Annotated in this window: 12 protein-coding genes; 2 read left to right on the top strand and 10 right to left on the bottom strand. The window is 73.9% G+C overall.

Annotation, left to right across the window (positions count from 1 at the left end; all coding sequences use genetic code 11):
* Positions 1 to 22: 22 nt before the first annotated feature.
* The 10 genes from ACFYPJ_RS02520 to hrcA form a co-directional block, all read right to left on the bottom strand.
* Complete coding sequence (locus ACFYPJ_RS02520) at positions 23 to 1,165, bottom strand: carbohydrate kinase family protein (RefSeq protein ID WP_389009200.1); 1,143 nt, start codon at positions 1,163 to 1,165, stop codon at positions 23 to 25.
* A 218-nt stretch (positions 1,166 to 1,383) separates the two neighbouring features.
* Positions 1,384 to 2,694, bottom strand: coding sequence for a glucarate dehydratase family protein (locus ACFYPJ_RS02515; protein WP_389009197.1), 1,311 nt, complete (start codon positions 2,692 to 2,694; stop codon positions 1,384 to 1,386).
* Between the two features lie 307 nt (positions 2,695 to 3,001).
* Entirely contained in the window at positions 3,002 to 3,907 is a 906-nt protein-coding gene (locus ACFYPJ_RS02510; protein WP_389009194.1) for a ribonuclease Z, read from the bottom strand.
* 6 nt (positions 3,908 to 3,913) lie between these two features.
* A complete protein-coding gene (locus tag ACFYPJ_RS02505) occupies positions 3,914 to 4,282 on the bottom strand; it encodes a histidine triad nucleotide-binding protein (RefSeq protein WP_389009191.1) in 369 nt (122 codons plus the stop codon).
* A 208-nt stretch (positions 4,283 to 4,490) separates the two neighbouring features.
* Positions 4,491 to 7,634 carry a S41 family peptidase gene (locus tag ACFYPJ_RS02500; protein WP_389010114.1) on the bottom strand — a complete coding sequence of 1,048 codons (3,144 nt, stop codon included), beginning with the start codon at positions 7,632 to 7,634 and terminating at the stop codon, positions 4,491 to 4,493.
* Positions 7,635 to 7,778: 144 nt separating this feature from the next.
* Positions 7,779 to 8,411, bottom strand: coding sequence for a hypothetical protein (locus ACFYPJ_RS02495; RefSeq protein ID WP_389009188.1), 633 nt, complete (start codon positions 8,409 to 8,411; stop codon positions 7,779 to 7,781).
* A gap of 96 nt (positions 8,412 to 8,507) precedes the next feature.
* A complete protein-coding gene (locus tag ACFYPJ_RS02490) occupies positions 8,508 to 9,245 on the bottom strand; it encodes a 16S rRNA (uracil(1498)-N(3))-methyltransferase (RefSeq protein WP_389009185.1) in 738 nt (245 codons plus the stop codon).
* A complete protein-coding gene (locus ACFYPJ_RS02485) occupies positions 9,242 to 10,360 on the bottom strand; it encodes a nitronate monooxygenase (protein WP_389009182.1) in 1,119 nt (372 codons plus the stop codon). Before ACFYPJ_RS02485 ends, ACFYPJ_RS02490 begins: the two co-directional genes overlap by 4 nt.
* A 280-nt stretch (positions 10,361 to 10,640) precedes the next feature.
* Complete coding sequence (dnaJ, locus tag ACFYPJ_RS02480; RefSeq protein ID WP_389009179.1) at positions 10,641 to 11,777, bottom strand: molecular chaperone DnaJ; 1,137 nt, start codon at positions 11,775 to 11,777, stop codon at positions 10,641 to 10,643.
* Positions 11,777 to 12,793 carry a heat-inducible transcriptional repressor HrcA gene (gene hrcA / locus ACFYPJ_RS02475; protein WP_389009176.1) on the bottom strand — a complete coding sequence of 339 codons (1,017 nt, stop codon included), beginning with the start codon at positions 12,791 to 12,793 and terminating at the stop codon, positions 11,777 to 11,779. Before hrcA ends, dnaJ begins: the two co-directional genes overlap by 1 nt.
* Before the next feature lie 172 nt (positions 12,794 to 12,965).
* On the opposite strand from hrcA, the gene ACFYPJ_RS02470 reads away from it, so the two are divergent.
* Both ACFYPJ_RS02470 and ACFYPJ_RS02465 read left to right on the top strand, forming a co-directional pair.
* Positions 12,966 to 13,688 (top strand): MBL fold metallo-hydrolase, encoded by a 723-nt coding sequence (locus tag ACFYPJ_RS02470; protein ID WP_389009173.1) that lies wholly within the window; start codon positions 12,966 to 12,968, stop codon positions 13,686 to 13,688.
* 53 nt (positions 13,689 to 13,741) lie between these two features.
* On the top strand, positions 13,742 to 14,551 hold the full coding sequence (locus ACFYPJ_RS02465) for a DUF3097 domain-containing protein (RefSeq protein WP_389009171.1): 810 nt from the start codon (positions 13,742 to 13,744) through the stop codon (positions 14,549 to 14,551).
* Positions 14,552 to 14,565 lie beyond the last annotated feature (14 nt).

The raw sequence follows: 14,565 nt of genomic DNA, 5'->3' as shown, positions 1-14,565 counted from the left end.
GGCGGGCGGGGGCCGGACCGCGTCACGCCGAGCGGCCGAAACCGATCGTGGGGACCGCGCGGCGGCGGGGCCACCGCCGGATCCGTTCCTCCGGCACCAGCCGCTCCAGGAACGCGTACCGCCGCAGCGCGGCCGGATCCTGGCCGTCGACCGACTGCACCCGCCGCCACCAGGCCCCGATCTCCGCCCAGCCGGGGGCCGACAGGGAGCCGCCGAACTCCTGGACGGACAGCGCGGCGGTGAGTCCGGCGAAGGCCAGCCGGTCCGCCAGCGGCCAGCCGGCCAGGGTGCCGGTGACGAAGCCCGCCACGAAGACGTCGCCGGCGCCCGTCGGGTCGAGGGCTTCCACGGCGATGGCGGGGACCTCGGCGGTCTCCCCGGTGCGCCGGTCGACCGCGTAGGCGCCTTCGGCACCGAGCGTGACCACGGCGAGCGGTACGTGGTCGGCCAGCGCGTGGGCCGCCGCCCGCGGGCAGGCGGTGCCGGTGTAGCGCATCGCCTCCTCTGCGTTGGGCAGGAACGCCTCGCAGTGGTGCAGGTCGGCGAGCCCGGCCAGGTCCCAGGCACCCGTGTCGTCCCAGCCGACGTCCGCGAAGATGCGGGTGCCCTCGCGTGCGGCCTGGGCGATCCAGGGGGCGCGGACGCCGGGGGTCAGGGCCGCGACCGCGGCACGCGCGCGTGGCGGGCAGTCGGGGGCCGTCTCCTCGGGGGGCGGCTCGTGGCCGTGGGAGACCATGGTGCGTTCGTTCTCGTAGGCCATGGAGACGGTCACCGGGGAGTGCCAGTCGGGGACCGTGCGCGAGGCGGACAGGTCGATGCCCTCGCCCTGGGCGAGCGCGTCCCAGCAGTACTCGCCGTAGTGGTCGTCGCCGAAGGCCGCGGCGAGGGAGGTCCGCAGGCCGAGCCGGGCCAGCGCCGCGGCCATGTTGGCGACGCCGCCGGGGCTGGATCCCATGCCGCGGGCCCAGGATTCCGTGCCGCGCACGGGGGCGGAGTCGAGCCCGGTGAAGATGATGTCCAGGAAGACGGTGCCGGTCAGGTAGACGTCCCAGGGCGGGTCGCCCGGCTCGCGCAGGGCGGCCAGCGGGTCGACGTGGACCTGCCCGTGCTGGGGCTGGGTGAGGTGCTCCGGTTCCTCTCCGGCAAAGGCGTTGGACGCGGTCACGGTGCGCTCCCTGACGTGGTACGGATCAGGCCAGTGTGCACCCTTTTTCCGTGACGGCTGTCACCCCGGCCCCCGAGGGCGCCCCTTGCGGCCCGTGGGAACGGTCGGGTGGGGCGCCGCCCCTTGCTGCCTGCGGGAACGGCCGGGTGCCGCCGGGGGAACGGCCGTCCTGGGCGTTCGGGACGACCTCAACGCCGGCGGCTGCACCGACGGGGACGTCACCAACGGGGGACGGCCGGGGTGACCCACCCGGGATCGACGACGCGCATCGCGGCCGCGTCGTCGCGTTCCCTGAGCCCGCCGTCGTCGTCGGCCCACCGGCGGTGCAGGAACGCCAGCCGGTCGCGGTCGAGTTCGACGCCGAGGCCGGGCACGTCCGGCACGCTGAGCCTGCCGTCGGTGAAGGTGAGGCGTTCGGTCAGGACGTCCTCCGACTGCCAGGGGTAGTGGGTGTCGCAGGCGTGGTGCAGGTCGGGGAGGGTGGCGGCCACGTGGGTCATCGCGGCCAGGCTGATCCCCAGGTGGGTGTTGGAGTGCATGGAGACGCCGACGCCGAAGGTCCGGCAGACGGCGGCGAGTTGCTGGGTGTTGCGCAGCCCGCCCCAGTAGTGGTGGTCGGAGAGCACCACCTGAACGGCGCCCGTGGTGAAGGCCTCCTGGATCTCGGCGAAGGTCGTCACACACATGTTGGTGGCCAGCGGAAGCCCGCCGTCCGGTCGCTTCAGTCCGGCGGCGACCTCGGCCATCGCGGGCGTGCCGAGCGCCGGGTCCTCCAGGTATTCGAGGACGTCGGCGAGTTCCTCCGCCACGGTCAGCGCGGTCGGCACGGACCAGGCGCCGTTGGGGTCGAGCCGCAGCGGGCGGCCGGGGAAGGCGCGGGCCAGGGCGCGTACGGCGGCGATCTCCTCGGCGGGCGGGAAGACGCCGCCCTTGAGCTTGAAGGAGGTGAAGCCGTAGCGGTCCGTGAACTTCCGTGCCTGCTCGACGATCCCGGCCGGGTCGAGGGCCGCGCCCCAGTCGTCCCGCTCGTGGGCGACGCCCTCGGGGTGGTCGGCCCACTTGTAGAAGAGGTACGCGCTGTACTCGACGGCGTCGCGCACCTTGCCGCCGAGCAGCGCGTGCACGGGCAGGCCGAGCGACTTGCCGAGGGCGTCGAGACAGGCGACCTCGAAGCCGGAGACGACGGACAGCCGGAGCTTGTCGGCGGTCTGCACGCCGCGCAGGCCGCCGACGTCGACGGCCTCGCTCACCCGGGTGGAGTCCACGGCGACCTCGTCCACGATGCTGAACAGGCCGTTGAGGTCGGACACCGGGCGTCCGGTCAGCCGCCGCGCGAACGGCCGGGCCAGCTCCAGGTACTTGATGTCCCCGTAGGTCTCACCGATCCCGGTGACGCCGTCCGCGGTGATCACCTCGATGATCAGCCGGGGCGTGTACGGCTGGTGCACGCCCTGCGTGTTCAGCAGCGGCGGGTCGGCGACCAGGATCGGGGTCAGCCGGATGTCGGCGATGGTCAGGTCCCGGGTCACAGGGCGGCTCCCACGAGGTCGAGTCCGGTGGCCGGCCGGGTTCCCTGGTCGCCCAGGTGCCCTGCCGTGCCCGTCTGGGTGGTCACCCGTGCCCATCTCCCCACGCGGCCGTCATCCACATATGAAAACAGAGGCTAGGTACGCGAACGGCGGGCGTCAATGGTCACCAGGGCACCACCGCAGTGACCGAGCCGGCCGATGCGGTCGCCGCACCCGGGCACCGAGCCTGCGCAGCCGGTTGCCCGTCGCCGCCCCCGGCCACCGCAGCGCCGGCACCCGGTCACCGCACCGCCGCGCCCCGGCTGTCTCAGCGGCGCTTGGGAAGCGGCACGCGCAGCAAGTCGTACGCCACGGTCAGCTCCCCCTCGAAGCCCGCGGCCCGGGCCTGCCGCTCGAAGAGATCCGGGTCCGGGTAGCGCTGGCTGAAGTGGGTGAGCACCATGTGCCGAACTCCGGCGTCCCGGGCCGCGCGGGCGGCCTGACCGGCGGTCAGGTGCCCGTGCTCCGAAGCCAGTTCGGCGTCCTCGTCCAGGAAGGTGGACTCGATGGCCAGCAGGTCGCAGCCCTCGGCCAGCGCGTGCACCCCGTCGCACAGCCGGGTGTCCATGACGAACGCGAACCGCTGCCCGCGGCGCACCTCGCTGACGTCGTCGAGCGTGACACCGCGCAGGACGCCCGCGCGCTGGAGCCGTCCGACGTCCGGTCCCGCGATCCCGTGCGCGGCGAGCCGTTCGGGCAGCATCCGCCGCCCGTCGGGCTCGACGAGGCGGTAACCGTACGACTCGACGGGGTGCGACAGCCTGCGGGCCTGGAGGGTGTACGCGGGGGTCGCCGCGAGGGTGCCGTCGCGGTCCACGGGTGCTTCGGTCAGCTCGACGGTCTCCCGGTAGGCGGTGGCGTACCGCAGCCGGTCGAAGAAGCGCTGCCCGGAGCGCGGGTAGTGGGCGGTGACCGCGTGCGGCACCCGGTCCAGGTTGATCCGCTGGATCACCCCGGCCAGGCCCAGGGCGTGGTCCCCGTGGAAGTGGGTGACGCAGATCCGGTTCAGGTCGTGGGCGGCGACCCCGGCCCGCAGCATCTGGCGCTGGGTGCCCTCCCCGGGGTCGAAGAGGATCCCCTCCCCGTCCCACCGCAGCAGGTAACCGTTGTGGTTGCGGTGCCGGGTGGGAACCTGGCTGGCGGTGCCGAGCACCACCAGTTCACGGACGGACACGGCGGTCTATCCGGGGGGCCACTGCATGCCGCGGCCGCCGAGGACGTGCGCGTGGGCGTGCCAGACCGTCTGGCCGGCACCGCTGCCGGTGTTGAAGACGGTGCGGTAGCTCTCCAACTTGTCCTCGTCGGCGACGGCCTTGCTCTCGCGCAGCACGTCCGCGGCGAGCGACGGGGCGGCGGCGGCCAGTGCGGCCGCGTCGCGGTAGTGCGCCTTGGGAATCACCAGGACGTGCGTGGGCGCCTGGGGGTTGATGTCCCGGAAGGCGAGCGTGGTCTCGGTCTCACGGACGATCGTCGCCGGGATCTGCCCCGCGACGATCTTGCAGAACAGGCAGTCGTCCTGCGGCGCTCCGTCCGCTTGCTCCCCTGCCATGCGTGTGCCTCCTCACGCCGGATGATCTGGTACGGGTGCATCGTAGCGAGGGCGGTCGACGCCGGGCTGCCGGGATCAACGCCGACGCCGGGCTGCCGGGAACAGCGCCGGAGCCGGGCCGGCCGGCTGCGGCGCCATCGGGCAGGCCGCGCGGTTCCCCGCACCTCCGGCGGGTGCCCGGCCCCGCCGGGCCGGCGGGGGCCGGACCTCACGGCAGCCGCGGCGGTGTCTTCGCGGGAGTGGTCTCCAGCGCGGCCAGCGCCAGCGCCACCGCCTCGTCCAGCTGGGGGTCCCGGCCGGCCACCCAGTCCTGCGGGCGCTGCACCACCTCCACGTCCGGGTCCACGCCGTGGTTCTCCACGCCCCACTCCTGACCCTCCAGCCAGAACGCGTACTTGGGCTGGGTGATCAGGGTGCCGTCGACCAGCCGGTACCGGCTGTCTATGCCGATCACCCCGCCCCAGGTGCGGGTGCCGACCACCGGGCCTATGCCGAGCGCCTTGATCGCCGCGTTGACGATGTCGCCGTCGGAGCCGGAGAACTCGTTGGCGACGGCGACGACGGGCCCGCGGGGCGCGTCCACCGGGTAGCTGACGGGCCGCATGCCGCGCGGCACGTCCCAGCCGACGATCCGCCTCGCCAGCTTCTCCACGACGAGCTGCGAGGTGTGCCCGCCCCGGTTCTCCCGGACGTCCACCACCAGGCCCTCGCGGGCCACCTCGATCCGCAGGTCGCGGTGGATCTGCGCCCAGCCCGGCGCCTGCATGTCCGGCACGTGCAGATAGCCGAGCCGGCCGCCGGAGCGCTCGTGGACGAACGCCCGCCGGTCGGCCACCCAGGTGTGATAGCGCAGCGGCTCCTCGTCGTCGAGCGGTACGACGACGGTGTGCCGCAGGTCGCCGCCGCCGGCCGGGGAGACGGTCAGCTCGACCGGCTGCCCGGCCGTGCCGACGAGCAGCGGGCCGGGACCGGTCACCGGATCGACCGGCCGGCCGCCGACCGCGACGATCGCGTCCCCGGCGCGCACCGCGGCGCCGGGCGCGGCCAGCGGGGAACGGGCCCGCGGATCCGAGGTCTCCGCGGGCAGGATCCGGTCGACGCGCCAACTGCCGTCCGGGTGCCGGGAGACGTCCGCGCCGAGCAGGCCCTGGCGGGCGCCGCCGCCGTAGCCGCCGCGCGGCATGACGTAGGCGTGCGAGGCGCCGAGTTCGCCCTGCACCTCCCACAGCAGGTCGACCAGGTCGTCGTGGGTGGCGACCCGGGCGAGGACCGGGCGGTAGCGGTCGAGGACGCCGGCCCAGTCGACGCCGCCCAGGTCGGACCGCCAGAACTGGTCGCGCATGATGCGGCCGGCCTCGTCGTACATCTGCCGCCACTCGGCCGCCGGGTCCACCGTCTGCCGTACCCGGCCGAGATCGACGGTGACGCTGGTGTCGCCGTCGTCGTCGTGGCCGGTCCGCCGGTCGCTGGGTACGGCCCTGAGCCGGTCGTCGGTCCACAGCAGGACGCGTTTGCCGTCGCCGCTGACCTCGAAGTGGCCGGCGTCGGCGGCCAGGTGCTCGATGCGCTGCTGGACGAGGTCGTAGCGCTCCAGTTCGGTCTTGGGATCCGGGTCGTCGGGGGTGGCCCGGCTGGCGCCGAGGACACCGCGCACCGGGTGGCGCAGCCACAGCACGCCGTCCTTGGCGGCGCGCAGGTTGGAGTACCGGGCGGCCTCGACCGGGAAGGGGACGATCCGGTCGGCCAGTCCCTCCAGGTCGATACGGGTGGCCGGGGCGCCCTCGCTGTCGGGGGTCTCGTCCCGGTCGGGCGTCTCGAACGGCCGGCCGTGCCGCTGCGGGCCGAACGGGGAGGGCGTGGTCGCGGCCAGGGTGATCAGATGCGGGCGGTCGCCGACCACGAAGGCCAGGTCGAAGACGTGCTCGTCGTAGACCGGGTCGAAGGACCGGTTGGACAGGAAGGCGAGGTGTTTGCCGTCGAGGGTGAAGGCGGGCGCGTAGTCCCGGAAGCGCAGCGGGGTCGCCTCGGTGACCGACAGGTCGGTGGTGTGGGCGAGCCGCAGTTGGGACAGGGGGTGCGGGCCGGGGTGGGACCAGGCGAGCCAGGCCGAGTCGGGTGAGAAGGCCAGCCCGCTGACGTCGCCGTCGGCGCTGCGGTCGACCTCGCGGACCTCGCCGGTCTCCCGCTCGACGAGCAGCAGCCGCCCGTCGTGCACGGCGACGGCGGCCCGGCTGCCGTCGGGTGCCATGGCCAGTTCCAGGACCCGGCCCAGCTGTCCCGCGGCGAGCCTGCGGGGGACGGCACCGGGCGTGAGGCCGGTCGCGGGCGCGAACTCCAGGGCGTCCTCGCCCTCGGCGTCGGTCACCCACACCGCCCACTCCTCGCCGTCCACGCGGAAGCTGCGCGGCAGCCGGGCGCGCACGCCGGAGTGCGCGGCGAGGGCGCGGGCGGGGCCGGAGCGGTGGGTGACCCAGTGGACGCCGCCGCGCACGCAGACCGCGCTGCCGCGCCCGGTGTGGTCGGGGGACGCGGCCCCGAGCCAGCGGGTGGCGTTCACCGGGTACGGCTGGAGGTCGAGGCCGGGCCCGCCCGGCCGGATGTCGAGCCGCCGTGGTTCGGCGCCCGCCAGGCCGTCGAGGAGCCACAGTTCGCCGGCGCTGGAGTAGACGACCCGGGTGCCGTCGGTGGCGGCGTGGCGGGCGTAGAAGCCGTCGAGCGGGGTGTGCCGGCGCAGTTCGGAGCCGTCGGCGAGGGAGGAGTACAGCGCGCCGGTGCCCTCGTGGTCGGAGAGGAAGGCGATCCGGTCCCCCACCCACAGCGGGTACTCGATGTTCCCGTCCAGCTCCTCGTGCAGCCGGACGAACTCCCCGTCGCCGTCCCGGTCGATCCACAGCTTGCCCGCCGTGCCGCCCCGGTAGCGCTTCCACCAGGCGGCCTCGCGGCCCATCGGCGCGGACAGCAGGACGGTGGCCGGTCCGGACGCGACGTCGCCGACGGGTCCGTACGGCAGGGTGTCGGCGGGGCCGCCGTCCAGCGGTACGGCGCGGGCCCAGCTGCGGCGCGTGCTCGGCTGGCCGTGGGCGCTGAGCGCCAGGACCCGCCCGTCGGCCGTCCAGCCCCGCACCTGGGTGCGTGGGCTCCCCCAGTGCGTCAGCCGCCGTGCCGGCCCGCCGGCGACGGGGGCGACATGCACTTCGGGGGCGCCGTCGCGGGTGGAGGTCCAGGCGACGGCGGTGCCGTCGGGCGAGATGCGCGGGTGGGTCACCGGCATGTTGTCGGCGGTGACCCGCCAGGCCCGGCCGCCGTCGAGCGGGGCGAGCCAGACGTCGTCCTCGGCGGTGAAGGCGACCAGCTCGCCCCGCAGATGGGGAAAACGCAGATACGAAGACCCTCGGGGGACGTCGGCCGAACCCGCCGTGCTCGCCACGTCCGTCGATATGGACTCAGTCACCCGGTCACCCTATGCAGCAAGTGCCGCCGATGGACGTGGTTCGGATCACTTGCCCGCGACGGGCCGGCACCTCGGGTCCGTCTCGCACCACACGGTACGGGTGACGGTCACGGTGACGGTGGGCGCCGGCGGCGGCCCGCCCGGGGGGCGATACGTGACGGACGGAGGACGGTAAGTGACGGACGGAGGGCGGTAGGTGACGGGCGGGGTGTACGGCGGGCCGGGGGTGGCGTCGCAGTCGCCCAGGCCGCCGGCGCGGAACCGCTCCTTGCCGTCCACCGCGGCGACGAGGTCGCCGCGCACGCAGGCGCCGCCGACGGCCCGGGTGACCCGGCCGGTGACGGTGATCATCCGGCCGTCCTTCGTCCGGCCCTGGCAGTCGACGGAGACGACGGTGGTCTCGGTGGCGGAGGGCGTCCCCCCGGCGGCCGGTGTGCCGGCCGCTGTGCCGCGGCCCGGCGTGGCGTCACCGCCGGTGCAGGTCAGCCAGCTCACGCCGATGTGTTCCCGTTCGAGCCGGGCCGTCGCGGTCCAGTCGGTGGTGTAGGCGGCCGTCGCGCTGTTCAGGCCGCCGGGCTGACAGGCCACCGTGCCGCCCACGGCCAGCACCGCGAGCCCCGCCACGGCCACGAGCCGCGTACCGCGCAACCCGCATCGAATCCGCCTCAATACCCCCATGCAGGGCAGAGTGCCATCGACTGCGGTGCCGCGGTAGGCCGTTGACAGCCAGTCACCTGTACGTGTGAGACCGCTCCGGGACCGCCCGGGCCGGGGTCAGGACCAGCGGCCGGTGCGGCCCAGCAGCAGGGCCGCGGCGGCGGTCCCGGCGGTCGAGGTGCGCAGCACCGTGCTCCCGAGGACGTACGGCTCGGCGCCCGCCTGGGCGAAGACCGCCAGTTCCTCCGGGGAGACGCCGCCCTCGGGTCCGACGACCAGCACGATGTCGCCGTCGACGGGGAGTTCAGCGGTGGCCAGCCGCTGCCGGCCGCTCTCGTGCAGTACGGCGGCGAAGTCGGCCGCGGCGAGCAGCGCGGCCACCTGCTTGGTCGTCGCCGGCTCCGCGACCTCGGGGAAGCGCACCCGGCGGGACTGCTTGCCGGCCTCCCGGGCGGTGGCCCGCCACTTGGCGAGCGCCTTCAGGCCGCGCTCGCCCTTCCACTGGGTGATGCAGCGGGCGGCCTGCCACGGGACGACGGCGTCGACGCCGACCTCGGTCATGGTCTCCACGGCCACCTCGCCCCGGTCGCCCTTGGGCAGCGCCTGGACGACGGTGATCCGGGGGGCGGCCTCCGGTTCCTCCGAGACCGAGGTCAGGCGGACGATCAGCCGGTCCTTGCCCTCGGTGTCGGTCACCTCGCACACGGCGTACCGTCCGGCGCCGTCGGTGAGGACGACCTCCTCGCCGGGGCGCAGCCGCTTGACGGAGACCGCGTGACGGCCTTCGGGCCCGTCCAGGACGTACCGGTGGCCGTCCGGGCGGAGGCTCTCGACGACGAAGACCGGGGCCGTCATCGCCGGTCGCCTCCGGATGACAACGCTGTCCGGGCGGCGGCGAGTTCGGCCGCCAGGACCTCGACCAGTTCGGCGGCGGGCAGGTCGCGGGCCATCCGGTGCCCCTGTCCGGCCCACAGCGCCATGCCCTGCGCGTCACCGGCCTTGGCGGCGGCCTTGCGCAACGGCGAGGTCAGGTGGTGGACCTCGGGGTAGGCGGCGGGCGCGTACGGGCCGTGCTCGCGCAGGAACCGGTTGACCAGGCCGCGGGCGGGCCGCCCGGTGAAGGCCCGGGTCAGCTCAGTACGGGTGAACAGGGGGCTGGTCAGGGCCTGCTTGTGCAGGGCGGACGCGCCGGACTCGGGGGTGGCGAGGAACGCGGTGCCGAGCTGGGCGGCGTCCGCGCCCGCGGCGAGGACCGCGGCGATCTGTGTGCCGCGCATGATCCCGCCGGCCGCGATGACCGGGATGTCCACGGCGTCGCGGATCTGGGCGACGAGGGAGAGCAGTCCGAGGCCGGAGTGGTCGTTCTCCGGGATGTCGCGGTGGGTGCCCTGGTGGCCGCCGGCCTCCACGCCCTGCGCGATCACCGCGTCGGCGCCCGCCTGCCGCACGGCCTGGGCCTCCTCCGGGGTGGTCACGGTGACCAGGGCGAAGGTGCCGACCCGGTGCAGCGAGTCGATGACGTCGCGGCTCGGGACGCCGAAGTGGAACGACACGGCCGGTACGGGGTCGTCGAGCAGCACGGCGAGCTTGGCCTCGTAGCCGTCGTCCCGGCCGCTGTCCGGGTCGCCGAGGTCGATCTCGTACCAGGCGGCCTCGCCGGCCAGTTGCTGTGCGTAGATCTCCACCGCGGCGGACGCATGCCCGGCGCCCGCCGTCGTGGTGCCGCCGGCGTTCGCGCCGGGGAATTCGGGCTGGGGCATGAAGACGTTCACCCCGAAGGGGCGGCCCGTGAGCGCCCGCATCTGCTTGATCTCCTGGTACATGCCGTCAGCGGTCTTGTACCCGGCGGCAAGGAAGCCCAGCCCGCCGGCCTCGGACACGGCGGCGACGAGCTGCGGGACGGAGATTCCGCCCGCCATGGGGGCCTGCACGATCGGAAGTGGGCAGAGATCGGTCAGCGCGGAGGACATGACGGCATGTTGTCACGTCCTCCGAACAAGTCCGAATCGGGCCTTGGCTTGGCATAGGCCACCGGCAACGGACGGTCATGGCCACCGGCAGCTCGTGTCAGCCGGCGGCCGAAGACGTCCTCCGCCGGGGCGAGTATCCCGGGGTGACGACTCCCGCCCGGGGGCCGCTGCCCACGCTCCCGGCAGGGGAGCCGGGCCGTACGTCTGCGGGGTTCGGGCGGCCCGGGCGGGTCGTTCAGCTCATTCGGCCCGCGCGGCCCGCACCGCCGCCCAGCCCGCGTCAGCGGCCGTTGAACGCGTCCTTCAGCCGCGAGAACAGACCCTGCTGGCCGGGCTGGAACTGGCCCTGCGGCCGCTCCTCGCCGCGCAGCTTGGCCAGCTCGCGCAGCACCCGCTCCTGCTCGGGGTCGAGCTTGGTCGGGGTCAGCACCTCGACGTGCACGATGAGATCGCCCCGGCCGCCGCCGCGCAGATGCGTCACACCCCGGTTGTGCAGCGGGATCGACTGACCGGACTGGGTGCCCGGACGGATGTCGACGTCCTCCAGGCCGTCCAGGGTCTCCAGCGGCACCTTGGTGCCGAGGGCCCCGGCGGTCATGGGGATGGTCACCGTGCAGTGCAGGTCGTCACCGCGCCGCTGGAAGGTGGAGTGCGGCAGCTCGTGGATCTCGACGTACAGATCGCCCGCGGGTCCGCCGCCGGGGCCGACCTCGCCCTCGCCCGCGAGCTGGATGCGGGTGCCGTTGTCGACGCCGGCCGGGATCTTCACGGTCAGGGTCCGGCGCGAGCGCACCCGGCCGTCGCCCGCGCACTCCGGGCACGGGGTCGGCACGACCGTGCCGAAGCCCTGGCACTGCGGGCACGGACGCGAGGTCATGACCTGGCCCAGGAAGGACCGGGTCACCTGCGACACCTCGCCGCGCCCGCGGCACATGTCACACGTCTGGGCGGTGGTGCCCGGCGCCGCGCCCTCGCCGTTGCAGGTCTTGCAGACGACGGCCGTGTCGACCTGGATGTCCTTCGTCGTGCCGAAGGCCGCCTCGTCCAGCTCGACCTCGATCCGGATCATGGCGTCCTGGCCGCGCCGGGTGCGCGAACGCGGCCCGCGCTGCGAGGCCGTGCCGAAGAACGCGTCCATGATGTCGGAGAAGTTGCCGAAGCCACCGGCCCCGAAACCGCCCGCGCCGGCCCCGCCGGACTGCGAGAGCGGGTCCCCGCCGAGGTCGTAGACCTGCTTCTTCTGCGGGTCCGACAACACCTCGTAAGCGGCGTTGATCTCCTTGAACCGCTCCTGCGTCTTCGGATCGGGGTTGACATCCGGGTGCAGCTCGCGTGCGAGCCGTCGGAAGGCTTTCTTGATCTCTTCCTGCGACGCGTCGCGGCGCACGCCGAGAACGGCGTAGTAGTCCGTGGCCACTACGACTCCGCCAGGATCTGTCCGACGTACCGTGCCACTGCGCGTACCGCTCCCATCGTTCCCGGGTAATCCATGCGGGTCGGGCCGACCACGCCGAGCTTGGCGACTGCCTCGCCGCCCGAACCGTAGCCGACCGACACCACGGACGTGGAGTTGAGTCCCTCGTGGGCGATCTCGTGGCCGATGCGCACGGTCATGCCCGGATCCTTCGCCTCGCCCAGCAGCTTGAGGAGCACGACCTGCTCCTCCAGCGCCTCCAGGACGGGCCGGATGGTGAGGGGGAAGTCATGTCCGAAGCGGGTCAGATTGGCGGTGCCGCCGATCATCAGCCGCTCCTCGTTCTCCTCGACGAGTGTCTCCAGGAGGGTGGAGAGCACCGTCGAGACCGTACCGCGGTCCTCGGCCTCGAAGGCGTCCGGCAGGTCCTCGACCAGGTTCGGCACGTCCGTGAAGCGACGGCCCGCGACCCGGCTGTTGAGCCGCGCGCGCAGATCCGCGAGGGACGTCTCGCCGAACGGCGCCGGGCAGTCGATCATCCGCTGCTCGACCCGGCCGGTGTCCGTGATCAGCACGAGCATCACGCGCGCGGGGGCGAGCGCGAGCAGTTCGACGTGCCGCACGGTCGAACGGGTCAGGGACGGGTACTGCACGACCGCGACCTGCCGGGTCAGCTGCGCGAGCAGCCGCACGGTCCGGGCCACCACGTCGTCGAGGTCGACGGCGCCGTCCAGGAAGTTCTGGATGGCACGCCGCTCGGGCCCGGTCATCGGCTTGACGCCCGCGAGCTTGTCCACGAACAGCCGGTAGCCCTTGTCGGTGGGGATCCGCCCGGCGCTGGTGTGCGGCTGGGCAATGAACCCCTCGTCCTCCAGCACCGCCATGTCGTTGCGGACCGTGGCCGGGGAGACACCGAGGTTGTGCCGCTCCGTGAGGGCCTTCGAACCCACCGGCTCCTCGGTCCCGACGTAGTCCTGGACGATGGCGCGCAGCACCTGGAGTCTGCGCTCGCTCAGCATCTCGCGCCCACCTCCAGAATGTCGTCCCCGCGGCCTTTCGGGTGGTTCGCCTGGCACTCTGTACAGGGGAGTGCCAGCGTCCCTGGCCCAGTGTACGGCCGTGGGGTACGCCCCGGGCAAGGCTGGTCACGTCCGTTCGTACCCGGAACCTCCCGGACGCTAGCGTCGCCGTATGAGGGCGACTTGGGAAGAGGCGGGCTGGGAGCGGGTGGCCGCCGGGGTGGGCCGGTGCCGGCTGCCGGGGTGGGACTGCACCGCCGGACTGGTTCTCGGGGCGGGCACGGCGCTCATGGTGGACGCCGGATCCAGCCTGCCGGAAGGCGCGCGGCTGCGGGCGCGGGCCGGGGAACTCGCCGGCCACCGTGTGACGCATCTCGCGCTCACCCACCCCCACTTCGATCATGTCTTCGGCGCCGCGGCGTTCCCGGACGCGGAGGTGTACGCGGCCGCCGGTGTGGACGCGGTGTTCACCCGCGAGCGGGACGAACTACGCCGGGACGCGGTCGACAACGGCCTGGACGCGGGGCTCGCCGCCGTGGCGGCGGCCGCCCTGGCCCGCCCCCGCCACCTGGTCCGGGACGAGTGGCCGCTGGACCTGGGCGGCGGCCGACGGGCGGTGCTGGCGGTCGTGGGCCCCGGTCACACGGCCCATGACCTGGCGGTACTGGTCCCGGGCGATCCGACGGTGGTCTTCTGCGGCGATCTGGTGGAGGAGTCCGGCGAGCCGCAGGCGGGCCCGGACGCCGTGCCGGAGCGCTGGCCGGCGGCCCTGGACCGGCTGCTCGCCCTGGGCGGCCCGGACGCACGGTACGTGCCCGGCCACGGAGCGGTGGTGGACGCGGAGTTCGTGCGCGGGCAGCGGGACGCGCTGGCCGCGCGGTTCGGCGTGGCCTGAACGTCCCGGCGTGTCGTGACCGTCCCCCGGCGGCTTCTCCTATCGTCATCCGAATGCGCCAATACCCGACTGACCTGACCCCCTCCTGGAAGAAGCCCAGACCCGTCCCCGAGGTCCCGGCCGAGGCCGGGCTCGTGGTGGAGGAGCCCGGTACCGGCTTCTGCGGCGCGGTGATCCGCTGCGAGGCGGGCACGGTGACCCTGGAGGACCGCTTCGGCAAGCACCGTGTCTTCCCGCTCCAGCCGAGCGGTTTCCTGCTGGAGGGCCGGGCGGTGACGCTGGTGCGTCCGCCGGAGGCTCCGGTACGGCCCGTCCGTACGGCGTCCGGCTCGGTCGCCGTCCCCGGTGCCCGCGCGCGTGTGGCCCGCGCCGGGCGGATCTACGTCGAGGGCCGGCACGACGCGGAACTGGTCGAGCGGGTGTGGGGTGACGACCTGCGCATCGAGGGCGTGGTCGTGGAGTACCTGGAGGGCGTGGACGACCTGCCGTCCATCGTGGCCTCGTTCGCGCCTGGACCGGACGCGCGGCTCGGTGTCCTGGTGGACCACCTGGTCCCCGGCACGAAGGAGTGGCGGATCGCGCAGGCGGTGACGAGCGAGCACGCGCTCGTGGTCGGCCACCCCTACATCGACATCTGGGAGGCGGTGAAGCCGTCCGCCCTGGGCATCGCCGGGTGGCCGAAAGTACCGCACGGACAGGACTGGAAGACGGGGGTGTGCCGGGCGCTGGGGTGGCCGGAGAACACCGGGGCGGCCTGGCAGGGGATCTTGTCGCGGGTGCGGTCGTACAAGGATCTTGAGCCGGAGTTGCTGGGGCGGGTGGAGGAGCTGATCGATTTCGTTACGGTCGGCGGTGACGTCTGACGGAGGGGGCAACG

This window comes from Streptomyces sp. NPDC006012 (assembly GCF_042871185.1).
GTDB lineage: Bacteria > Actinomycetota > Actinomycetes > Streptomycetales > Streptomycetaceae > Streptomyces.
This window is presented reverse-complemented; position numbering and strand designations above follow the sequence as displayed.

Bases quoted from the DNA above. Each gene is read 5' to 3' on its own strand.
- ACFYPJ_RS02485 (WP_389009182.1), bottom strand. From the start codon at position 10,360: ATGTCCTCCGCGCTGACCGATCTCTGCCCACTTCCGATCGTGCAGGCC.
- ACFYPJ_RS02495 (WP_389009188.1), bottom strand. From the start codon at position 8,411: ATGGGGGTATTGAGGCGGATTCGATGCGGGTTGCGCGGTACGCGGCTC.
- hrcA (WP_389009176.1), bottom strand. From the start codon at position 12,793: ATGCTGAGCGAGCGCAGACTCCAGGTGCTGCGCGCCATCGTCCAGGAC.
- ACFYPJ_RS02505 (WP_389009191.1), bottom strand. From the start codon at position 4,282: ATGGCAGGGGAGCAAGCGGACGGAGCGCCGCAGGACGACTGCCTGTTC.
- ACFYPJ_RS02465 (WP_389009171.1), top strand. From the start codon at position 13,742: ATGCGCCAATACCCGACTGACCTGACCCCCTCCTGGAAGAAGCCCAGA.
- ACFYPJ_RS02470 (WP_389009173.1), top strand. From the start codon at position 12,966: ATGAGGGCGACTTGGGAAGAGGCGGGCTGGGAGCGGGTGGCCGCCGGG.
- ACFYPJ_RS02490 (WP_389009185.1), bottom strand. From the start codon at position 9,245: ATGACGGCCCCGGTCTTCGTCGTCGAGAGCCTCCGCCCGGACGGCCAC.